The organism is Streptomyces aidingensis, assembly GCF_900112355.1.
Classification (GTDB): Bacteria; Actinomycetota; Actinomycetes; order Streptomycetales; family Streptomycetaceae; genus Streptomyces; species Streptomyces aidingensis.
Genome location: NZ_FOLM01000009.1, coordinates 112,364 through 133,644 on the forward strand (window position 1 = coordinate 112,364; position 21,281 = coordinate 133,644).

The 21,281-nt window shown below is 75.5% G+C and carries 18 protein-coding genes; 10 read left to right on the forward strand and 8 right to left on the reverse strand.

Going from position 1 to position 21,281, the window contains the following annotated elements; genetic code table 11:
• Positions 1-21: 21 nt before the first annotated feature.
• Entirely contained in the window at positions 22-741 is a 720-nt protein-coding gene (locus BM242_RS17160) for a lysophospholipid acyltransferase family protein (protein WP_093839736.1), read from the reverse strand.
• Between the two features lie 375 nt (positions 742-1,116).
• Between BM242_RS17160 and BM242_RS17165 the strand changes: the two genes are divergently transcribed.
• A complete protein-coding gene (locus tag BM242_RS17165) occupies positions 1,117-1,908 on the forward strand; it encodes an electron transfer flavoprotein subunit beta/FixA family protein (protein ID WP_093839737.1) in 792 nt (263 codons plus the stop codon).
• Between the two features lie 78 nt (positions 1,909-1,986).
• The gene (locus BM242_RS17170; protein ID WP_093839738.1) at positions 1,987-2,949 is read left to right on the forward strand and encodes an electron transfer flavoprotein subunit alpha/FixB family protein; all 963 of its coding nucleotides are present in this window, start codon (positions 1,987-1,989) and stop codon (positions 2,947-2,949) included.
• A gap of 134 nt (positions 2,950-3,083) precedes the next feature.
• On the opposite strand, the gene BM242_RS17175 is transcribed toward BM242_RS17170, so the two are convergent.
• On the reverse strand, positions 3,084-3,317 hold the full coding sequence (locus tag BM242_RS17175; protein ID WP_093839739.1) for a hypothetical protein: 234 nt from the start codon (positions 3,315-3,317) through the stop codon (positions 3,084-3,086).
• A gap of 274 nt (positions 3,318-3,591) precedes the next feature.
• Between BM242_RS17175 and BM242_RS17180 the strand changes: the two genes are divergently transcribed.
• Complete coding sequence (locus BM242_RS17180; RefSeq protein WP_093839839.1) at positions 3,592-4,671, forward strand: DUF6986 family protein; 1,080 nt, start codon at positions 3,592-3,594, stop codon at positions 4,669-4,671.
• A gap of 90 nt (positions 4,672-4,761) precedes the next feature.
• Positions 4,762-5,799 (forward strand): NUDIX hydrolase, encoded by a 1,038-nt coding sequence (locus BM242_RS17185; protein ID WP_093839740.1) that lies wholly within the window; start codon positions 4,762-4,764, stop codon positions 5,797-5,799.
• A 322-nt stretch (positions 5,800-6,121) separates the two neighbouring features.
• Here BM242_RS17185 and BM242_RS17190 read toward each other — a convergent pair whose 3' ends face one another.
• The gene (locus BM242_RS17190) at positions 6,122-7,504 is read right to left on the reverse strand and encodes a dipeptidase (RefSeq protein WP_093839741.1); all 1,383 of its coding nucleotides are present in this window, start codon (positions 7,502-7,504) and stop codon (positions 6,122-6,124) included.
• Between the two features lie 216 nt (positions 7,505-7,720).
• Here BM242_RS17190 and BM242_RS17195 point away from each other — a divergent pair, with 216 nt between their 5' ends.
• Positions 7,721-8,923, forward strand: coding sequence for a geranylgeranyl reductase family protein (locus BM242_RS17195; RefSeq protein WP_093839742.1), 1,203 nt, complete (start codon positions 7,721-7,723; stop codon positions 8,921-8,923).
• A gap of 33 nt (positions 8,924-8,956) precedes the next feature.
• Here BM242_RS17195 and BM242_RS17200 read toward each other — a convergent pair whose 3' ends face one another.
• Positions 8,957-9,787 carry an AfsR/SARP family transcriptional regulator gene (locus BM242_RS17200; protein WP_139238350.1) on the reverse strand — a complete coding sequence of 277 codons (831 nt, stop codon included), beginning with the start codon at positions 9,785-9,787 and terminating at the stop codon, positions 8,957-8,959.
• Positions 9,788-9,974: 187 nt separating this feature from the next.
• Between BM242_RS17200 and BM242_RS17205 the strand changes: the two genes are divergently transcribed.
• A complete protein-coding gene (locus tag BM242_RS17205) occupies positions 9,975-12,245 on the forward strand; it encodes an MMPL family transporter (protein WP_093839744.1) in 2,271 nt (756 codons plus the stop codon).
• A 105-nt stretch (positions 12,246-12,350) separates the two neighbouring features.
• On the opposite strand, the gene BM242_RS17210 is transcribed toward BM242_RS17205, so the two are convergent.
• The gene (locus tag BM242_RS17210; protein ID WP_107365140.1) at positions 12,351-13,604 is read right to left on the reverse strand and encodes an MFS transporter; all 1,254 of its coding nucleotides are present in this window, start codon (positions 13,602-13,604) and stop codon (positions 12,351-12,353) included.
• 35 nt (positions 13,605-13,639) lie between these two features.
• On the opposite strand from BM242_RS17210, the gene BM242_RS17215 reads away from it, so the two are divergent.
• The 3 genes from BM242_RS17215 to BM242_RS17225 all read left to right on the forward strand — a co-directional run bounded on the left by BM242_RS17215 (position 13,640) and on the right by BM242_RS17225 (position 16,672).
• Positions 13,640-14,851, forward strand: coding sequence for an ROK family protein (locus tag BM242_RS17215; RefSeq protein ID WP_093839745.1), 1,212 nt, complete (start codon positions 13,640-13,642; stop codon positions 14,849-14,851).
• 148 nt (positions 14,852-14,999) lie between these two features.
• Positions 15,000-16,454, forward strand: a complete 1,455-nt coding sequence (locus tag BM242_RS17220) for a gluzincin family metallopeptidase (RefSeq protein WP_093839746.1) — start codon at positions 15,000-15,002, stop codon at positions 16,452-16,454.
• A complete protein-coding gene (locus BM242_RS17225; RefSeq protein ID WP_093839747.1) occupies positions 16,451-16,672 on the forward strand; it encodes a hypothetical protein in 222 nt (73 codons plus the stop codon). Before BM242_RS17220 ends, BM242_RS17225 begins: the two co-directional genes overlap by 4 nt.
• Here BM242_RS17225 and BM242_RS17230 read toward each other — a convergent pair.
• Positions 16,644-18,353, reverse strand: a complete 1,710-nt coding sequence (locus BM242_RS17230; protein WP_093839748.1) for a bifunctional 3'-5' exonuclease/DNA polymerase — start codon at positions 18,351-18,353, stop codon at positions 16,644-16,646. The two genes, BM242_RS17225 and BM242_RS17230, sit on opposite strands and share 29 nt — an antisense overlap.
• A gap of 42 nt (positions 18,354-18,395) precedes the next feature.
• On the reverse strand, positions 18,396-18,941 hold the full coding sequence (locus BM242_RS17235) for an ATP-binding protein (protein ID WP_093839749.1): 546 nt from the start codon (positions 18,939-18,941) through the stop codon (positions 18,396-18,398).
• A 177-nt stretch (positions 18,942-19,118) separates the two neighbouring features.
• Between BM242_RS17235 and cds1 the strand changes: the two genes are divergently transcribed.
• Complete coding sequence (gene cds1 / locus BM242_RS17240) at positions 19,119-20,219, forward strand: L-cysteine desulfhydrase Cds1 (protein WP_093839841.1); 1,101 nt, start codon at positions 19,119-19,121, stop codon at positions 20,217-20,219.
• A gap of 21 nt (positions 20,220-20,240) precedes the next feature.
• Here the strand turns inward: cds1 and BM242_RS17245 are convergent, their stop codons facing one another.
• Positions 20,241-21,062: a DeoR/GlpR family DNA-binding transcription regulator gene (locus tag BM242_RS17245; protein WP_093839750.1), complete on the reverse strand. Its 822-nt coding sequence runs from the start codon at positions 21,060-21,062 to the stop codon at positions 20,241-20,243.
• Positions 21,063-21,281 lie beyond the last annotated feature (219 nt).

Below are 21,281 nucleotides of genomic sequence, written 5' to 3' on the forward strand. Positions count from 1 at the left end.
GGCCGCCCCGGCCCCCGCCGCTCACCCGGCGGCCGGGCCGGGCGGCGGCGCCGGGGCGGTGCCGCCGAGGTGGGCGGGCAGCCACCAGGTGTCGCCGGCGTGCCGCGGCTGCCCCGGATAGGCCTGCTGGGCCGCCTCCAGCAGTTCCTGCACCCGCTCCCGCAGCCGCTCGGTCACCGAGCCGGCCGGCTCCCCGGGATCGGCCCGCAGCGGGCGGCCCACCCGGATGGTGACCGGGAAGTGGCGGCGGCCGAGGTCGCGGCGGCCCTTGGTCCACAGCCGCTGGGTGCCCCACAGCGCCACCGGCACCAGCGGCACCCGGGCCTGCTGGGCCAGCCGCGCCGCCCCGGTCTTGAAGGTCTTCAGGGTGAACGACTCGGAGATGGTGGCCTCCGGGAAGACGCCCACCACTTCCCCCGAGCGCAGCGCGGCCAGCGCCTGGCGGAACGCCTCCTCGCCCTGGGCGCGGTCCACGGGTATGTGCTTCATGGCCCGCATCAGCGGTCCGGAGAGGCGGTTGCGGAAGACGGACTCCTTGGCCATGAAGCGGGTCAGCCGCTTCGCCGGGCGGGCGGCCAGCCCGGCGAAGACGAAGTCCAGATAGCCGATGTGGTTGCCGGCCAGCACGGCGCCGCCACGGCGCGGCACATGCTCGGTGCCGCTGATATCGAACCGCAGGTCGAGCGCCTTGAACATGGTCCGGGCGGCGCCGATCACCGGTGGGTAGACGAGATCTGCCATGGCGGGTTCCTTGGGTCCGGTGGTGCGCGGGGCGGGCGGGCCCGCCGGGAGAACCCTAACCTACGGTGGGGTAACTTCGAGGATGCCGAGTGATCCGCCTCGCATCGCCCCACGCGCCCTTGACGTTCCCTTCCGGCCCGCTGGGATCATGAACAAAGCCCTTGTGCCCGGCGACATCCGCCACCGCCGGACGGGTAGGCAAGGTCACAACGCGCGTTCCTTGAAGCCGTGGGAAAGCGTAGGGTGTACTGGCGAGTAACAAGCTGGGCGGAATCCGGGTGACCCCGCCCGCGCCCGCCCGGAATGAGAACTGTGGGCGCATATGCTGCCTGGAGCGGCAGCCGTGAATGACCGATAGCAGGTAGGAGAGCCGGCGTGAGCTTGAGGATCGTTGTCTGTGTGAAGTACGTGCCCGACGCCACCGGCGACCGGCGCTTCACCGAGGACCTGGTCACCGACCGCGAATCGGTGGACGGCCTGCTGTCGGAGCTGGACGAGTACGCGGTCGAGCAGGCGCTGCAGATCGCCGGGAGCGCGGACGACGCCGAGGTCACCGTGGTCACCATGGGGCCGGCGGACGCCACCGACGCGCTGCGCAAGGCCCTGTCCATGGGCGCCGACAAGGCGGTCCATGTGGAGGACGACGACCTGGTCGGCACCGATGCGCCGGGCACCTCCCTGGTGCTGGCCAGGGCCATCGAGAAGACCGGCTACGACCTGGTGGTCTGCGGCATGGCCTCCACCGACGGCACCATGGGCGTGCTGCCCGCGATGCTGGCCGAGCGGCTGGGCGTCCCCCAGGTGACCCTGCTCTCCGAGGTTTCCGTGGCCGACGGCCTGGTCACCGGCCGCCGCGACGGCGACACCGCCTCCGAGCAGCTCCAGGCCGCGCTGCCGGCGGTGGTCTCGGTCACCGACCAGTCCGGCGAGGCGCGCTACCCGTCCTTCAAGGGGATCATGGCCGCCAAGAAGAAGCCGGTGGAGACCCTGGACCTGGAGGACCTGGAGATCGACGCGGCCGAGGCCGGCCTGGAGGGCGCCTGGACCACGGTCGAGGAGGCCGTCGAGCGGCCGGCCCGTACCAAGGGCGAAGTGGTCGAGGACGAGGGCGAGGGCGAGGGCGCCAAGCAGCTCGCCGGCTTCCTCGCGGACCGCAAGTTCATCTGATCCGCCCGCGGGTGTCCGCCCGGCCCGTCGTCCCGCAGTCCCCTCGTCCTCCCTCAACTCCCGCAGGAGCGCATTCCCATGGCTGAAGTTCTGGTCCACGTCGACCACGTGGACGGCGCCGTCCGCAAGCCCACCCTCGAACTGCTGACCCTCGCCCGCCGGCTGGGCGACCCGGTCGCGGTCTTCCTGGGCGCCGGTGCCGACACGGCCGCCCCGGTGCTGGCCGAGTACGGCGCGGTGCGGGTGCTCACCGCCGACGCGCCGGAGTTCGCCGACTATCTGGTGGTGCCCAAGGTCGACGCCCTGCAGGCCGCCGTCTCCCTGGTCTCCCCGGCCGCCGTGCTGGTGCCCTCCTCCGCCGAGGGCAAGGAGATCGCCGCCCGGCTGGCGGTGCGCCTGGGCTCCGGCATCATCACCGACGCCGTCGACGTCACCGCCGGTGACGAGGGCCCGGTGGCCACCCAGTCCGCCTTCGCGGCCTCCTTCACCACCCGGTCCCGGGTCACCCGCGGGACCCCGGTGATCACCGTCAAGCCCAACTCCGCCGCCCCCGAGGCCGCGCCGGCCGCGGGCACCGTGGAGCCGCTGGCCGTCACCTTCGGCGCGCTCGCCACCGGCACCCGGGTCACCGCCCGCACCGCCCGGGAGTCCACCGGGCGCCCGGAGCTGACCGAGGCCGCGATCGTGGTCTCCGGCGGCCGCGGACTGAACGGCGCGGAGAACTTCCCGCTGATCGAGGCGCTGGCGGACTCCCTGGGCGCGGCGGTGGGCGCCTCCCGGGCTGCGGTGGACGCCGGCTGGTACCCGCACTCGGCACAGGTCGGCCAGACCGGCAAGACGGTCTCCCCGCAGCTCTACATCGCCGTGGGCATCTCCGGGGCGATCCAGCACCGGGCCGGAATGCAGACCTCCAAGACCATCGTGGCGGTCAACAAGGACGAAGAGGCGCCCATCTTCGAACTGGTCGACTTCGGTGTGGTCGGCGACCTGTTCGAGGTCGTGCCCGCCCTCACCGAGGAGATCAAGGCCCGCAAGGCCTGAACCCGTCCGGCGGCGGCCGGCCGCCGCGGGCAGTGCGCGGGGCGCCGGGCGGCCAGGGCCGCCCGGCGCCGCTGTGTGCTGTGCGGTGCTGCCTGTTCTTCCGTTGTTCCTGGTTGGTGTCGCCCGCCGCCGGTTCAGGTGGCGGGCGCGGTCCGTCGCAGCCGGAGCCTGCGGCCCCGGGCGGGCGGTTCCGCGTCGCGGCGCGCCTCGGCGGGCTCCGCGGCGGCGCCGCGCGCCTCGCTGCGGGCGAGGCTGGCCAGCCGGTCCGCCTCGTGGCCCGGGACCGCCGGCGGGGCCCCGATGCCCCGGTCCGTCTCGGTGGGCGCCCCGGCCAGATAACGGGCGAGCACCAGGTGCTGATCGATCATCATGTCCTCCGCGTCGTCGCGTGATCCACTGCATCCACCGCTCCGTCCTGCGGCGCGGTGCGATGGCAGGTGCCATCGGTACTCAGTTTCCGCACTGCGGATGACGTCCCCTTTGCCCGGTCGTCAATCCTCCATGGCGATTTGGCACGGTCCCGTGAACGGTGCATGACGCGGCGGCCGTTGTGTTTCCGGGGTCTCCCCGCTACGGTTTTCAACGAAATGTTGATTCCATTTCATGGAATTTCCGGTGAACGAGCGGGACGGGAGCGGCCGGATGAGGCAGCGCGAGCCGATCGCCACCAGCCTGGCGGATTCCGTGCGGCAGGAGGTCTCGGACCTGCTGGCACCGGCCGACGCCCTGCTCGCCGCCCGCTACCCCGGCGACCCCGGCACCCGCCAGCCGGTGCACACCGTCTATGTGCCGGCCGGCGACTTCGGCCCCGGCACCGTGGCCGACTGGGGCCGGCGGGCCCTTGCCCTGCTCGACGAGCACGCCCCGGGCCCGGCCGCGCTGGCCGCCGTGCTGGGCCTCGACCCCGCCCTGGCCGCCGCCGTGTACCCGAGGCTGCGCGCCAAGCTCTCCGCCGAGCCGGTGGAGGACCTGCGGATCGATTTCGAGGACGGCTACGGCCGCCATCCCGGCGTGCAGGAGGACGCCGACGCCGCCCGCGCCGCCCGGCTGGCCGCCCGCGCCCTGGCCGACGGCACCGCCCCGCCGTACCTCGGCATCCGGTTCAAGTGCCTGGAGGCCGCTGTCCGTGACCGCGCCGTCCGCACCCTGGACATCTTCCTCACCACCCTGCTGGACGCCTCCGGCGGTCTGCCGGAGGGCCTGCGGCTCACCCTGCCCAAGGTCGGCCACCCGGACCAGGTGACCGCCATGGCCCGGATCTGCGACGCCTTCGAGCGCGCCCGCGGCCTGCCGGCCGGCCGGCTCGGCTTCGAGATCCAGATCGAGACCGCGCCCGCCGTGCTGGGGCCGGACGGCACCGCCACCGTGGCCCGGATGATCGGCGCGGGCGGCGGCCGGGTCACCGGGCTGCACTACGGCACCTTCGACTACAGCGCCGGCCTGGGCATCGCCGCCGCCCACCAGGCGCCGGACCATCCGGCCGCGGACCACGCCAAGGCGGTGATGCAGGTCGCCGCGGCCGGCACCGGGGTCCGGCTCTCCGACGGCTCGGTCAATGTGCTGCCGGCCGGCCCGGCCGTGCTGGACGAGCCGGCCACGGTGCGGGCGCTGGCCGGCTTCCTGCTGCGCGGCGCGGACTGCGGCGCACTGGACCGGGCGGAGATCACCCGGCTCAGCGGTCTCAGCGGCCACGACCTGCACAGCCTCACCCGGCGCCGGTGATCCGCCGTGCCCCAAACCGGCCCGCGCCGGACGTTTCCCGCACCGGGTGCAGCGGGCAACTGACATCAGGGTGATGAGGAGGGGTGGAGCGTGATTGTCTGGCTGAACGGTGCCCATGGCGCCGGGAAGAGCACGGCCGGCTGGGAGCTGGCGGGGCTGCTTCCGGACGGGATCCTCTTCGAGCCGGAACGGATCGGCGATCTGCTGCGGGCCACCCTGCCCCGCAAGCTCCTGGAGGAGGTCACGCACTACCAGGAACTGCCGTCCTGGCGCTGGCTGGTGGTGGAGACCGCCGCCGCCCTGTACCGGGAGACCAAGGGCACCATCGTGGTGCCGATGACGGTGCTCCGGCAGGATCACCGGGACGAACTCTTCGGCGGACTGGCCTCCCGGGGGCTGACCGTCCGGCATTTCCTGCTGCACACCGAAGAAACGATCCTGCGAGAACGGATACTGCGACGCCAGGACTTTCCGGCGGACCCGGCGGGCAACGGCCGGGTCCGTTCCTGGTACCTGGCACAGTTGCCGCACTACCGCAAGGCGCTCGACTGGCTGGGCGAGGACGCGCACACCCTGGACATCTCCGCACTGCCGCCGCGGCCGGCCGCGGAGCGGACCGCGCGGGCCATCGGCGCGGGCGCCGGACGCTGCGAGATCGTACGGAGCCCCCGGCCCACCGGCGCCACCGTGGCGGCCGGCATGCTGCTGTTCGACGACAGCGACCGGATACTGCTGGTCGATCCCACCTACAAGCCCGGCTGGGAGTTCCCGGGCGGGGTGGTGGAACCGGGCGAGGCCCCGGCCCGGGCGGCGGTCCGGGAGGTGGCCGAGGAACTGGGGCTGCGGCTGCCGGACGGGCCCCCGCTGCTGGTGGTCGACTGGGAACCGCCCTGCCCGCCCGCCTTCGGCGGCCTGCGGATGCTCTTCGACGGCGGCCTGCTCGCCGACGAGCGGCAGGCCGAAGTGCTGCTGCCCGGAGCCGAGTTGCGCGGCTGGCGCTTTGTCACCGAGGACGAGGCCCGGGAACTGCTCTCCCCGGGCCGTTTCAACCGGCTGCACTGGGCGCTGCGCGCCCGCCGGCTCGGCCGCGCGCTCAACCTGGAGGCGGGCACCCCGGTCGGCCTCTGAATCCGCCGGCCGGCCCGGCGCGGCCGGACGCGGAAAGGGGCGTCCCCTGTTCGGCCCGTTCGCGTGGTGACGCGCAGTGCGGTTGTGGTTACGTCGGACTGTCACATTCCGATGTGAGGAGTTCTCCGATGTCCCCGCTGAAAACCGCCGCCTCCGCCGGGGCGGCGCCGCACCCCATAGTCCGGGGGGTGGGCGTACCGGCGGCGCTCCCCCCGGACCCAGGGCCGCTCCGGTTCCGGCCGGCCGCCCCAGCCGGACCGGCCCGCCGCTGAGCGGGCCCGCCCCGCACCCCTCGGTGCGGGGCCTTTGCGCGCCCGGCCGCTCAGGCCGCCCCGGCGCGCTGCGCCGCGTAGTTGCGCAGGAACAGCGCTTCGGCCACGGCCATGCGCTCCAGCTCGTCCGGGGACACGCTCTCGTCCACCGCGTGGATGCGGGCGGCCGGCTCGCTCAGCCCGATGAGCAGGATCTCCGCCTCCGGGTACAGCGCGGCCAGAGTGCCGGTCAGCGGGATGGAGCCGCCCTGCCCGGTGATCTCCATCTCCGCGCCGTCGTACGCCTCCCGCATGGCCGCCGCCATCGCCGCGTACGCCGGACTGCCGGTGTCCGCCCGGAACGGCCGGCCCTCGCCGGCCGCCTCCACCGACACCCGCGCGCCCCACGGCGCCCGCGACTCAAGATGCGCGGCCAGCAGCTTGGCCGCCTCCCCGGAGTCCGTCCCCGGCGGCACCCGCAGCGAGACCAGGGCACCGGCGCTCGCCTGCACCGAGGGCGTGGCGCCCAGCACCGGCGGGCAGTCCACGCCCAGCACGGTCACCGAGGGCCGCGCCCACAGCCGGTCCGCCACCGTGCCGGAACCGGTCAGTTCCACCCCCGCCAGCACCCCGGCGTCCGCCCGGAACTGCTCCTCCGGATACTGGGTGCCGGTCCACACCCCGTCCGCCGGCAGGCCGTCCACCACCGTGGAGCCGTCCGCGGCGCGCAGCGAGTCGAGGATCCGGATCAGCGCGGCCAGCGCGTCCGGCGCGGCCCCGCCGAAGGCGCCGGAGTGCAGATTGCCCTCCAGGGTGTCCACCCGCACCCGCACCATGGCCATGCCGCGCAGCACCGCGGTCACGGTGGGCCGCCCGGCCTGGAAGTTGCCGCTGTCGCCGATCACCACGGCGTCCGCCCGCAGCAGCTCCGGATGCGCCTCGGCATACCGCTCCAGGCCGCCGGTGCCGCGTTCCTCGGAACCCTCGGCTATCACCTTGATCCCGACCGGCAGGCCCCCGTCGCGGCGCAGCGCGCGCAGCGCCAGCAGATGCATCAGCACACCGCCCTTGCAGTCCGCGGCGCCGCGGCCGTACCAGCGGCCGTCCCGCTCGGTCAGCTCGAACGGCGGCGAGGTCCACAGCTCCTCGCCCAGCGGCGGCTGCACGTCGTAGTGGGCGTACAGCAGCACCGTGGGGGCGCCCTGCGGCCCCGGCAGATGGCCGTAGACGGACTGGGTGCCGTCCGGGGTGTCCAGCAGCGCGACCTCGGGGAAGCCCTCGGCGCGCAGCGCGGCGGCGATCCACTCCGCGGCGGCCCGGCACTCCTCGGGCGGGAACAGCTGAGGATCCGCCACCGAGCGGAACGCCACCAGCTCGGCGAGTTCGCGCCGCGCCGTGGGCATCATGGCGCGCACGGCGGCGGCGAGCGGGGCCTGCTGCGGACTGCTGACCATGGGCGGATCGCTCCTTCTGGGCGCGGGGCCGGTGCGGTGCCGGCACCCGGCGGAGAGGATGTGCCCGCCGGGACGGGACCGACGACGTGCCGGCCCGGCTGACTCGGCTGACTCGGTGCGGCCGATCATCCCACAGCCCTGACCCGCGCCGACCGGGCCGTAGGATGCCAGGGGGCGAAGGCCGTTACGGGACGTTTGGCGGGAGCGACAACACACGTGAGCAGCGACAGCGCAGCCGGGAACCGGGTGGTGTGGGACGTCATCGTGGTGGGCGCGGGGCCCGCCGGGGCATCGGCGGCACGCGCCGCGGCGGAGACCGGGCGCCGGGTCCTGCTGCTGGAGAAGGCCGAGCTGCCCCGGTACAAGACCTGCGGCGGCGGCATCATCGGGCCGTCCCGGGACGCCCTGCCGCCCGGCTTCGAACTGCCGCTGAAGGACCGGGTGTTCGCGGTGACGTTCGCGCTGAACGGCCGCCTGGCGCGCACCCGCCGCTCGCGGCGCATGCTGTTCGGCCTGGTCAACCGGCCGGAGTTCGACCAGCGGCTGGTGGAGTACGCGGTCAAGGCCGGCGCCGAACTGCGCACCGGCGCCGCGGTGCAGCGGGTGGAGCAGCACGGTCCCGCGGTGCCGGACCGGCGCACGGTCGCGGTGGTGCTGGCCGGCGGGGAGACCCTGCTGGCCCGGGCGGTGGTCGGCGCGGACGGCAGCGCCAGCCGGATAGGGGCCCATGTGGGGGTCCGGCTGGACCAGGTGGACCTGGGGCTGGAGGCGGAGATCCCGGTGCCGCCGGAGGTCGCCGAGGACTGGTCGGGCCGGGTGCTGATCGACTGGGGCCCGCTGCCCGGCTCCTACGGCTGGGTGTTCCCCAAGGGCGACACGCTGACGGTCGGGGTGATCTCGGCGCGCGGCGAGGGCGCGGCCACCAAGAAGTACCTGGAGGACTTCACCGCCCGGCTCGGGCTGTCCGGCTTCTCGCCGGCCGTCTCCTCGGGGCATCTGACCCGCTGCCGCACCGACGACTCGCCGCTCTCCCGGGGGCGGGTGCTGGTCTGCGGGGACGCCGCGGGGCTGCTGGAGCCGTGGACCCGGGAGGGCATCTCCTACGCGCTGCGCTCCGGCCGGCTGGCGGGGGAGTGGGCGGTGCGGATCGCCGAGGCCTCCGACGCGGTGGACGCCCGGCGGCAGGCGCTCAACTACACCTTCGCCATCAAGTCGGGGCTGGGCATGGAGATGGGGGTGGGCCGCCGGATGCTGACGGTGTTCTCGCACCGGCCGCGGATGCTGCACGCCGCGATGATCGGTTTCCGCCCGGCCTGGCTGGTCTTCACCCAGATCACCCGGGGCTCGGCGACCCTGGGGGGCATAGTGCGCAGCAGCCCGGTGGCCCGCCGGGTGCTGGCCGCGCTGGACCGCACCTGACCCGCGGCCCGCGCCCGCGGCGGGCGGTGAGCGTCACACCGCGGGGGCGGCGGCCGGGAGCAGCGACGGATCCTGCCGCAGGATGCGCTGGTGCAGGGCGCGCAGCGCCGGTCCCGGATCGCAGCCCAGCTCCTCGGCACAGCGCCGCCGGGCGTCCTGGTAGGCGCGCAGCGCGCCGGCCGGCTGGCCGCTGCGGTAGAGCGCCAGCATCAGCAGCTCCACCATGCGCTCCCGCAGCGGATGCGCCGCCACCTGCCGTACCAGCTCATGCACGCACTCGTGGTAGCGGCCCAGCTCCAGCTCGCCCTCCAGCCGGCGCTCCAGCACCATCAGCCGCTTCTCCGCCCAGCGCCGCCGCTCGGCCGCCAGATACGGACCGGCCAGGCCCTCGGCGAACTCGCCCCGCCACATCGACTCCGCCCGCGCCGCCAGCTCCGCCGCGGCGCGCAGCTCCCCGGCGTGCTGGGCGGCCAGCGCCCGGTGCAGCAGCGCCCGGCGCTCGTGCAGATCGTCCGGGGCCAGGCCGGTGAGCCGGTAGCCGCTGCCGGTCCAGGACAGCACCGGCGCCGCCCCGGCCCCGGAGGCCGCGGTGAGCACGCGCCGCAGTCCGGAGACGTACTTCTGCACCAGATTGCGCACCTGGCCCGGCGGCGCGGTGCCCCAGACCGCGTCCACCAGGGCGTCGTAGGTCATCGGGCGGCCCTCCTGGAGGAGCAGCACGGCCAGCACCGCGCGCTGCCGGGGCGCGCCCAGCCCGATCTCCGGCCCGATCTCCGGCCCGGCCTCCGGCCCGGGGTCCGTTCCGCCGCCCGTCCGCAGCACCCGCAGCGGGCCCAGCACCTCGCACCGCAGTCCGTCAGCCATGCCCCGAGCGTAGGCCACCGGCGGGGCCCGCCCCCAGGTCCGCGGCCGGCCCGGGCGGCGGGCCCGGCCGGCGCGTTCCCGCGCGCGTTCCAGCGGTCGTTCCAGCGCCCGGTCAGCGGTCTGCCGCACGGTGGGGGACGAGACCCGACCCCGGCCCGGAACAGGGCCGACGACCAAGGCGAGGACGATGACCCCGCACCACAAGGGCGCGCCCCGGCCGCCGGCGGCACGCCGGGCCGGAGCCGTGCTGCTGACCGCGCTGATCCTGCTGCTGGGCCTGGCGGTCTACGGCGCCGGCGCCCAGGACGACCTGGAGCTGTCCCGCTGGGACTCGCCCGGCACCGACTCGGTGGCCGTCCAGGACGTGCTGCGCGAGGAGTTCGGCACCGGCAACCCCAATCTGGCGCTGCTGGTCACCGCGGCCGGCGGCGATGTGGACGCGCCACGGGTGCGGGCCGCCGGGCAGGAGCTGGCCGGCGAACTCGCCGCGCACCCCATGGTCACCGATGTCCGCTCCTACTGGGCCACCGGCGATCCGGCGCTGCGCAGCACCGACGGCGGCCGGGCCCTGGTGCTGGCCCGGCTGGAGGGCAGCGCCACCGACACCCGTGCCGAACTCACCCGGCTGTCCCCGGAACTGGCCCGGGAGACCGAGGAGATCACCGTCCTGGTGACCGGGCAGGAGGAGATCTCCCGGCAGGTGAGCGAGCAGGCGCGGCAGGACTTCCTCCGCGCCGAGCTGCTGATCCTGCCGATGGTCACCGTGCTGCTCGGGCTCTTCCTGCGGCGCACGGTCGCCGCCCTGCTGACCGTGGGCACCGGGCTGGCCTCGGTGCTGGCCACCCTGGCCGGGCTGCGGCTGCTGGCGCAGTTCACCCCGGTGTCGGTGTTCGCCGCCAACCTCGCGCTGGTGCTGGGCCTGGGACTCGGCATCGACTACAGCCTGTTCGTGATCGCCCGCTACCGGGAGGAGCGCCGGGCGGGCGCCGCGCCGGAGGCGGCGGTCGCCGCCACGGTCCGCACCGCCGGGCGGACCGTGCTGTTCAGCGGCCTGACCGTGGCGGTGTCGCTGGCCACCCTGCTGGTGTTCCCGTTCTTCTTCCTGCGCTCCTTCGCCTATGCCGGGGTGCTGGTGACGGCCACCGCGGTGGCCGGCGCGGTGCTGCTGCTGCCCGCGGCGCTGCTGCGCTGGGGCCACCGGGTGGAGCGCCCGGCGCCGGCCGGCCGCCCGGCCCGGGACGGGCTGTGGCACCGGGCGGCGCTGGGCGCCATGCGCCGTCCGCTGGTCTCCGGCGGCGCGGTGGCGGCGGTGCTGCTGATCGCCGGCTCCCCGGTGCTGGGGCTGCGGTTCGGACTGCCGGACGAGCGGACCCTGCCGGAGGGCACCTCCTCCCGGGAGGCCACCGAGGAGCGCAACGCGCACTTCGCCGCCGAGGCCACCGACACGCTCTATGTGGTCAGCACCCGCAACGGGCCGTTCCCGGCGGACCGTACCGCGGCCTATGCGGACGAACTCTCCCGGCTGCCGGGGGTGTTCCAGGTGGAGTCGCCGGCCGGCCTGCACCGGGACGGGGAACTGGCCGCCCCGCCGGTGCGGGCGGCGGACGACCCGGCGGGCCGGGTCCGGCTCGCCGTGGTGCCCACCCGGCAGGCCATGGCGGGCGGCGTTCCCGGCGGCGTCCCGGGGCTGGTCGCCTCGGTCCGGGAGGTCCCGGCGCCCTACGGGGTGCTGGTGGGCGGCTACCCGGCCGAGACCACCGACTTCCGGGCCGAACTGCTGGACCGTCTGCCGCTGGTGGCCGGGCTGATCCTGCTGGCCACCTGCGGGCTGCTGTTCCTGATGACGGGCAGCGTGCTGCTGCCGCTGAAGGCCACCGTGCTCAACCTGCTCAGTCTGAGCGTGATGTTCGGCGCGCTGGTCTGGCTCTTCCAGGACGGCAATCTCTCCGGCCCGCTCGGCTTCACCCCGCTGGGCGCCATCGAGCCGAGCATCCCGGTGCTGATGTTCTGCGTCACCTACGGGCTCTCCATGGACTACGAGGTCTTCCTGCTGTCCCGGATCACCGCCGCCCGCCGGGCCGGCCTGGACACGGCGGCGGCAGTGGGGGAGGGGGTGCGCCGGACCGCGCCGGTGGTCACGGCGGCGGCGGGCATCCTGGCACTGACCTTCGCGGTCTACGCGAGCAGCGGGGTGGTCTTCCTGAAGATGCTGGGCATCGGCACGGCGCTGGTGATCCTGGTGGACGCCACCCTGATCCGGATGGTGCTGCTGCCGGTCACCATGCGGCTGGCCGGGCGGGCCAACTGGTGGGCGCCCGGGCCGCTGCGCCGGCTGCACGCCCGCTTCGGGCTAGACGAGGGCGGCCCCGGCACGGGGCGGGCCGCCACCGCCGGGGCCGCCGGCGGGCCGGGGCGGGCCCGGCGGGAACCGGCGGGCACCTCCCGGGGCCCGTCCTGACCCGCCCGGGCCCGCTTGCCCGGGCGGGGCCAGGGGGCGGCCGGCCGGGGACCGCGGCCGGCCGCCCCGGTGCCGGACCGGCCCCCGGCGGCCGGCCGGTGCCGCTCAGGGATCCGCCGGGTGCTCCGCGCCCGGGGCGCCGCTCAGCGAGCCCCGGTTGAGCAGCGCGGTCGCCGCCGCCACGGCGCACAGCAGCGCCACCGTGGTCAGCGCCGCGGCCAGGGTGAGCCACTCGGCCAGAAAGCCGATGGCCACCGGCCCCAGCAGCAGACCGCCGTAGCCGACGGTGGAGGCGGTGGCCACCCCGCTCGGCCCGGCCAGCGCCCCGGCCCGGCCGATGGCGATCGGGAAGATGTTGGCCAGACCGAGGCCGGTGAGCACGAAACCGGCCAGGGCCGCCCAGACCGTGGGGGCGAGCGAGCCCAGCAGCATGCCCGCGGCCCCGGCCGCGCCGCCGGCCACCAGCGCCCGGGTCTCGCCCAGCCGGGCCAGCAGGGCCGGGCCGGTGAGCCGTCCCACGGTCATGGCCAGGGCGAACACCGCGTAGCCGAGGGCGGCCGTGCTCGGCGCGGCGCCCAGCGTCTCCCGCAGGTGCAGCGCGCTCCAGTCGGCCAGCGCGCCCTCGCCGTAGGCGGTGCACAGGGCGATGAAGCCCAGGCCGTGGACGGCGGCCCGGTGCGGCCGGCGGCCGGGGGCGGCGCCGGCCGGGCGCGGGCCGGCGGACCGGGGGGCGGGCTTCGCCGGCCCGGGCGCCGGGCGGGCCAGCAGCATCCGGCCGGCGAACCCGGCGGTCAGCAGCCCGGCCAGGGCCAGCAGTCCCAGATGCCGGGCGGCGCTCAGCTCCCCGGCCACCAGGCCGCCGAGTCCGGCCCCGGCCATGCCGCCGAGGCTGAACGCGGCATGGAAGGCGGGCATCACCGGCCGGCCCAGCGCGGCCACCAGATCCACCGCGGCGCTGTTGGCGGCGACATTGACCGCGCCGAAGCCGACACCGAAGACCAGCAGCACCAGGCCCAGGGTGAGCGCCGAGTGGGCGTGGGCGGGCAGGGCGACGGAGAACGCCAGCAGCGCGCCGGCCGCCACGGTGACCGGATGGCTGCCGAGGCGCCGGCACAGCAGCCCGGTCAGCGACATGGTGACCACCGCGCCGGCCGACACGCCGAGCAGGGCCAGCCCCAGAGCGCCCGGCGAGGCGCCGGTCTGCTCCTTGACGGAGGGGATGCGGACCACCCAGCCGGCGAACACGAAGCCGTCCAGGGCGAAGAACGCGGTCAGCGCGGTACGGATACGGTGCAGGCCATGGTCGCGGCCGTGGCGGCCACGGCGGCCGGGACGGACGGCGGGCTGCCCCGCCTTCATTTTGTTTATGAGCGGCACAAAGTAAGAATAGAGGAGTGAGCCAGACGCGCAGCAGAATTGACCGGGGCCGCAACGCACTGGGCCCCGCACTCGAACTCGTCCACACCGGACGGGCCCCCACCCGTGCGGTGCTCACCACCGAGCTCGGCGTCACCCGCGCCACCGCCGGCGCGGTCGCCGCCGAGCTGCAGACCCTCGGCCTGATCAGGGTGGACTCCCGCCCCGGCGCGGTCGCCGGATCGCAGGGCCGGCCCTCCCACCGGCTCTCGGTCGCCGACGACGGGCCGGTGGCCCTCGCCGCCCAGGTGCACGCCGACGGCTTCCGCGCCGCCCTGGTCGGCCTGGGCGGCCGGCTGGTGGCCACCACCCCCGGCTGCATGACCGTGGACGCCGACCCCGCCCAGGTGCTCGGCGAGGTGGTGGCGGCCGGCGCGGAGCTGCTGCGCCGCACCGGCCGCCGCTGCGTGGGCGCCGGGCTCGCCGTGCCGTCCGCCGTCACCGCACCGGAGGGCACCGCGCTCGCCCCGCTCCATCTGGCCTGGGCCGCCGGCGCCCCGGTACGGGAGATCTTCGACCGCTGCCTGGACGAGCGGGGCGTCAAGGTCACCGGGCAGTGCGGCAACGACCTCAACCTGGCGGCGCTCGCCGAGCACCGGCACGGCGCCGGGCGGGGCGCCCACCATCTGCTGTGCGTGGGCACCGGCCACCGCGGCGTGGGCGGCGCCCTGGTGCTGGACGGCCGCCTGCACACCGGCAGCGCCGGACTGGCCCTGGAGGTCGGCCATCTCACCGTCGACCCGGCCGGCCGGCCCTGCCACTGCGGCAGCCGCGGCTGCCTGGACGTGGAGACCGATCCGCTGGCCCTGCTGGAGAACGCCGGCCGGGAGCCCGGCCCCGAGGGCTCACTGCTGGACCAGGCATCCGCCCTGGTGCGCACCGAGTACGCCACCGATCCGGCGGTCCAGGGCGCGGTCCGGCTGCTGATCGACCGGCTGGGCCTGGGCCTGGCCGGACTGGTGAACATCCTCAACCCGGACCGGATCATCCTGGGCGGACTGCACCGCGCGCTGCTGGCCGCCGACCCGGAGCGGCTGCGCGCCGTGGTCGCGGACCGCAGCCTGTGGGGCCGCAGCGGCAGCGTCCCCATCCTGCCCTGCACCCTGGACCACAACAGCCTGGTCGGCGCCGCCGAACTCGCCTGGCAGCCGGTGCTGGACGACCCGCTGAGCGCGCTGGAGGCGGTCTGAGCAGCGGATTCGGGGCGGGCCCGCCCGTTTGACAGCCCGGTCGGGCCGGAGCGTACTGGAAGCAGGGGAGCGCCGCACCGGCGGAGGGCCACCCGGGCCCGGCCGGCCGCCCCGCCGTTCCGCAGGAATCTGTCGCACAGGAACCGTCATGGCACTGCCGGAAGTCACCGTACCCACCGTGCTGGCCTGGGAGGACGACCCGGGCGAGCCGCCGTCCGACCGGATGCCGATCCACCGTCCCGTCCCCGATCTCGACACCCCGCCGCTGCCCACCGCCATCGCCGGCCGGGCCCCCGCCCCCGACGGCGGCATGCCCGGCAGCGCCGCCTTCCGCTACTGGACCGCGGCCGACGCGCTCAGCCGCGGCTCGGCCGTCTGGGGCCCGCTGATGCCCCCCGGCACCACCTGGCACCGGACCGTCGGCCCGAAGCTCACCGTCCGGCTGGACGAGGGCGAGGACCTCAACGCCTACTACGACCGCCGCTCGCTGTCGTTCTTCCACACCACCGTGGCCGGGGTGGAGGTCTACAGCGGCGAGAGCGCCGAGGTGGTCGCCCACGAACTGGGCCACGCCGTGCTGGACGCGCTGCGCCCGCAGCTGTGGAACGTGGCCAGCGCCGAGGCGGAGGCGCTGCACGAGTCGTTCGGCGACATCAGCGCGCTGCTGGCCGCGCTCCGCCTGGAGTCCGTGCGCAGCGCCGTGCTGGCCGAGACGCGCGGCTTTGTGGAGGCGTCCTCGCGGGCCTCCCGGATCGCCGAGCAGCTCGGCTGGGCACTGCGCCAGCGCAACGCCAACGGGGTGGACGCCAACGCCCTGCGCGAGGCGTCCAACCGGCACTTCTACCGGGACCCCGTGCATCTGCCGCCGTCCGCCCCGGCCACCGAGCTGTCCAGCGAGCCGCACTCCTTCTCCCGCGTGTTCACCGGCGCCTTTCTGAAGATCATCGCCGGGATCTTCCAGCAGCAGCCCGTGCGGGACTCCGAGGCGCTCGCCCGGGCCGCCGGGATCTCGGCCGTGCTGCTGGCCGACGCGGTGCTGGCGGCGCCCGTGGTCACCGGCTACTACGCCCAGCTGGCCGCCCATATGATCGCCGCCGACCAGGAACTGCACGGCGGGGAGCACGGGCAGGCGCTGCGCTCGGCGTTCGTCCGGCACGGGATCATCTCGCTCGCCGGGGCCACCTCGCTGACCGGTGAGGCCCTGCGCGAGCACGGCCGGGGCATCGCGGAGAGCGGCGGGCCGGGACCCGCCGCCGGGGAGGAACTCAGCGACCTCACCATCCCGGGCGATGTCTACGGCCTGGTGGACGGGGTCGCCGTCACCATGCCCACCGAGCAGACCCGGTTCGCGGTGGCCGGCTCCGATCCGGCCGGCGGCGCGCTGGAGCCCGCCGGTCCCCGGCAGGCCGCCATGGCCTACATCGAGGATCTGTTCCGCCGCAGCCGGATCGGGGTGAACGAAGAACTGCGTGCCGAGACCTCGGTCGTCGCCGACGACCGGCGCACCCGCACCCATGAGATCGTCCGCACCGACCGCGGCGACGGCCTGCAACTGCTGCGCCGCCGCTTCGCCGCCCGGCCGGCCCGCGCGACGGTGCCATGAGCGGCCCCGGAGCGGACGACCCCCGGGAGCGGCGGCCGGACCCCGAGGCCGGGCTGGAGGCCGAGCGGGAGCGCCGGGCCCGGGAGAAGTTCATCGCCGATCTGCTGGCCCGCGGCCAGGCGGTGTTCGAGGGCGAGGAACCGACCACGCGGACCACCCACATCATCGTCCGGGAGGAGGACGGCACCCTCACGGTGCGTCGTCTGCGCTTTCACTGAGGCCGGGTCCGGCGTCCGCATAGCAGCGGACCGTGTGGACGGTGAACGGGAAACGGACCGGGGTCTCCCCGAAGGCGATCCGGCCCGCCTCCTCCCCGGCCGCGCGCACCGCGGCGGCCACCTCCTCGGTCTCCCGCTCCGGGCAGTGCACGATCACCTCGTCGTGCTGGAAGAACACCAGTTCGGCCGCGAGGCCCCGGCGGTGCAGCGCGGCGCGCAGCGCGGCCAGCATCAGCAGCGCCCACTCGGCGGCGCTGCCCTGGACCACGAAATTCCGGGTGAACCGGCCGCGCGCCCGCGCCGCCGCGCCCTCCCGGCCCGCGCCGTCCGCCCCCGCGCCCTCCGCCCCGGCGCCGTCCGCCCAGGGCGGGCAGGTGCGGCCGAGATGGGTGCGGACCAGCCGGCCGCGCTCCCCGGCCCGGGCCGCCTCGTCCACATACGCCACCGCGGCCGGGAACCGCCGCCGCAGCGCCGCGAGACGGCGCAGCCCGTCCCCCGAGGTCTGGCCGTAGACGGCGCCCAGCACCGCCAGCTTGGCCTGCGCCCGGTCGCCCGCGAAGCCGCGGTCCGCCGCCGCCGCGTACAGATCGCCCGGATCGGCGGCCACCGTCATCAGCGCCGGATCCCGCGAGACGGCGGCCAGCACCCGCGGTTCGAGCTGGTCCGCGTCGGCCACCACCAGCCGCCGGCCCGGATCGGCCACCACCGCCCGGCGGATCACCCGCGGGATCTGCAGCGCGCCGCCGCCGTGCGTGGTCCACCGGCCCGAGGCCGCCCCGCCGGGCAGATACACCGGCCGGAATCGGCCCTCCCGCACCCAGGTGCGCAGCCAGGACCGGCCGTGCGCGGTGTGGATGCGGTAGAGCTTCTTGTACTCCAGCAGGGGCGCCACCGCCGGATGGTCGATCTGCCGCAGCTCCCAGGAGCGGGTGCTGGCCGGCGCGAAGCCGGCCCGCCGGAACGCCGCCGTCACCTCGGCCGGCAGATCCGGCCGCACCGGGGCGCCGAACGCCCGGGAGACCTCCTCGGCCAGCTCCGCCAGCCGCCGGGGCTCCAGATCCTCCCGGCCGCCGGCGTACCGCTCGCCGAGCAGCTCGTCCAGCAGCCGCCGGTGCAGATCGGCCCGCCAGGGCAGCCCGGCCCGGCTCATCTCGGCCGCCACCAGGGTGCCCGCCGACTCGGCCGCCAGCAGCAGCCGCATCCGCTCCGGATGCCGGACGGCGGCGGTGCGGGCGACCTGGCCGGCGTACACCTCCAGCAGCGCCCGGAGCGGGTCCGTGCCCGGCGGCAGCGGCACCCCGGGCTCCGGATCGAACAGCGAGCCCTGCTGCTCCGGCTCCACCGCCCGCGGCGGCGGATCCTCCGGCACCGGCAGCCGGCGCAGCCGGGCCAGGGCGGCGGGCAGCGAGCGGGGCGCGCCGTGCGCGCCCTCGTAACCGAGCAGGATCGCCTCGGCGGCCTCCACGTCGTAGCAGCGCGCCACCCACCGACCGGCGTCCAGCAGCCGCGGACGGAGCGCGGCCGAGGACCGCCACACCCAGCGCTCGGCCTCCGGCCGGGCCCGCACCGCCGCACCGGGCCCGGCGTGCGACTCCGCCGGGCCGGCCGGGCGCCCGGCCGCGTCCAGCGGACAGATCCGGACCTCCCCGCCCGGATACTCCGCCATCGCCCACCTGCCCATGCGCCGGATTCTTGCACCCGCCACCGACACCGGGCCCGGTGGTCAGGCGGGCTGACCGGCCCGGGAGGTGCTGGTGGTGCCCGCCCCGCCCCGCATCCGCCCCGCCCGGTGCTGCCGCCGGGGTGCCGCGGCGGCGGGCACCGGGGCCCGGTGCGGGCCCTCCCGCGGCTCCGCCGGCCGGCCGTCCGCCGGCAGGGTGAACCAGACGCTCTTGCCGCTGTGGTCGGCGCGCAGCCGCATCCCCCAGTCGGCGCTGACCGCCTGCACCAGCGCCAGCCCGCGCCCGCTGGTGGCCATCCCGCCGGGGCTGCGCACCTGGGGCAGGTGCGGATCGTGGTCGTGCACCGAGACCGTCAGCCGGTCGCGCAGCAGCACCAGCTCCACCGTGCAGTGCTTGTCCGCGCCGGCATGGCGGTGGATGTTGGCCAGCAGCTCGGTCAGCCCGAGCGCCGCCCGGTCGGTGAGGTGCGGCACCCCCCAGTAGCGGAGCTGGGCGGTGACGATGCGGCGCACCTGTCCGATGCGCGACGGCAGGGCCTGGAACTCCACGGCACAGTGCCGGCTCGGGTTCTCCGGAGAACTGGTCACGGCAAGCGACTCCCTGCGGCGGCTCGACGGTGAGTGGTGACGGGAGCGTGGGACATCCGACAGGCGGACCGGATGCCAGTGTGTTGCCGGTCACACTGCGCCGCAAGCCGGACACGTGGGGCGGCCTATCATCACCGGGTGAGCAGTGAGATCGAGCCATCCGTCCGCGCCGGCACCATGCTGCCCACCCTGGATGTGGACCGCAGCGACCCGGAGTACCGTGCCTGGCTGCGCGAGGCGGTACGGCTGGTGCAGGCCGACGCCAACCGCAGCGCCGACACCCATCTGCTGCGCTTCCCGCTGCCCCCGGACTGGGAGATCGACCTCTATCTGAAGGACGAGTCCACCCATCCCACCGGCAGCCTGAAGCACCGGCTGGCCCGCTCGCTCTTCCTGTACGGCCTGTGCAACGGCTGGATCCGCCCCGGCCGCCCGGTGATCGAGGCCTCCAGCGGCTCCACCGCCGTCTCCGAGGCGTACTTCGCCGCCCTGATCGGGCTGCCCTTCATCGCCGTGATGCCGCGCTCCACCAGCCGGGAGAAGACCCGGCTGATCGAGTTCCACGGCGGACGCTGCCATCTCGTCGACGATCCGCGCAGCGTCTACCGGGAGGCGGCCCGGCTGGCCGAGGAGACCGGCGGCCACTACCTGGACCAGTTCACCTACGCCGAGCGGGCCACCGACTGGCGCGGCAACAACAACATCGCCATGTCGATCTATCAGCAGCTCCGGCTGGAACGCCACCCCGAGCCCGCCTGGATCGTGGCCACCGCCGGCACCGGCGGCACCTCGGCCACCATCGGCCGCTATGTGCGCTACCTCCAGCACGACACCCGGGTCTGCGTGGCCGACCCGGAGAACTCCTGCTTCTTCGACGGCTGGGTGCGCGGCGACCCGAACGCCACCTGCGAGGGCGGCTCCCGGATCGAGGGCATCGGGCGCCCGCGCATGGAGCCCAGCTTCGTGCCCGGCGCCATCGACCGGATGATGAAGGTGCCCGACGCCGCCGGCGTGGCCGCCGCCCGCGCCCTGGAGCGGGCGATCGGCCGCCGGGCCGGCGCCTCCACCGGCACCGGACTGTGGGCGGCGCTGCGCATCGTCGGCGAGATGCGCGCCCGGGGCGGCCGCGGCTCGGTGGTCACCCTGATCTGCGACTCCGGCGACCGCTATCCGGAGACGTACTACTCCGACGACTGGCTGGCCGCCGAAGGACTGGACACCGCCCCCTACACCGCGGCGCTCGACACCTTCCTGGCCACCGGCCGCTGGCCCGGATAGGCCGCCGGCCGGTGCGGGCGGCTACTCCTCCTCGGCGTCGGCGATGATCAGCTCCGGCACCCGCTCGGCCAGCACCCGCCGCGCCTCCGGCTCCAGCCCCGAGTCGGTCACCAGCACATCCACCTGCTCCAGGGCGGCGAACGAACTCAGCCCGGTGACTCCCCACTTGGTGTGGTCGGCCACCAGCACCACGCGCCGCGCCGAACGGATGAAGTGCCGGTTGGTCTCGGCCTCGGCGAGATTGGGCGTGGACAGCCCGGCCCCCTCGGACAGCCCGTGCACGCCCAGGAAGAGCACATCGAAGTGGAGCGCGGCGATCGCCGCGTCGGCCACCGGGCCGACCAGCGCGTCGGACGGGGTGCGCACCCCGCCGGTCAGCACCACCGTGGCCGGCCGGGCCGGACCGCCCTCCGCCGGACGCGGCGCGGTGTGGAAGACGTCCGCCACCCGCACCGAGTTGGTCACCACGGTCAGCTCCGCCACCTCCACCAGCTGCTGCGCCACCGCATAGGTGGTGGTGCCGCCGGAGAGCGCCACCGCCCCGCCGGGCGCGGCGAAGCCGGCCGCCGCCCGGGCGATGGCGTACTTGGCGGAGGTCTCCAGCGCGGACTTGGCCTCGAATCCCGGCTCATGGGTGCGGCCCTCGGGCACCGGCACCGCCCCGCCGTGCACCTTCTCCAGCATTCCCTGCCGCGCCAGCGCGTCCAGATCACGGCGCACCGTCATGTCGGAGACCCGCAGCATCCGCGTCAGCTCGCTCACCCGTACGCCGCCCCGCCGGCGCACCTCGTCCAGGATGAGCGCCCGCCGCTGCCCTGCCAGCAGATTCTGGTTGTCGCTCACCGTCTGGTCCGTCCTTCCGCCGTCGGGCTCAAAATCGTCGGTTCTGTGGAGAAGTGATGGAGCGTCATGGGTGTGAGGGGCCGCGGTCCGGGGCAGAGGCCATCCTGCCATGCACCTGCTGTCCCGCCACGGGCCGTGACCGCGCGGTACCGCAGACGGGACGGGGCGCACGAAAGACCATACGGCCCCCGGCGCGAATCGGCGCCGGGAGGGCCGCGA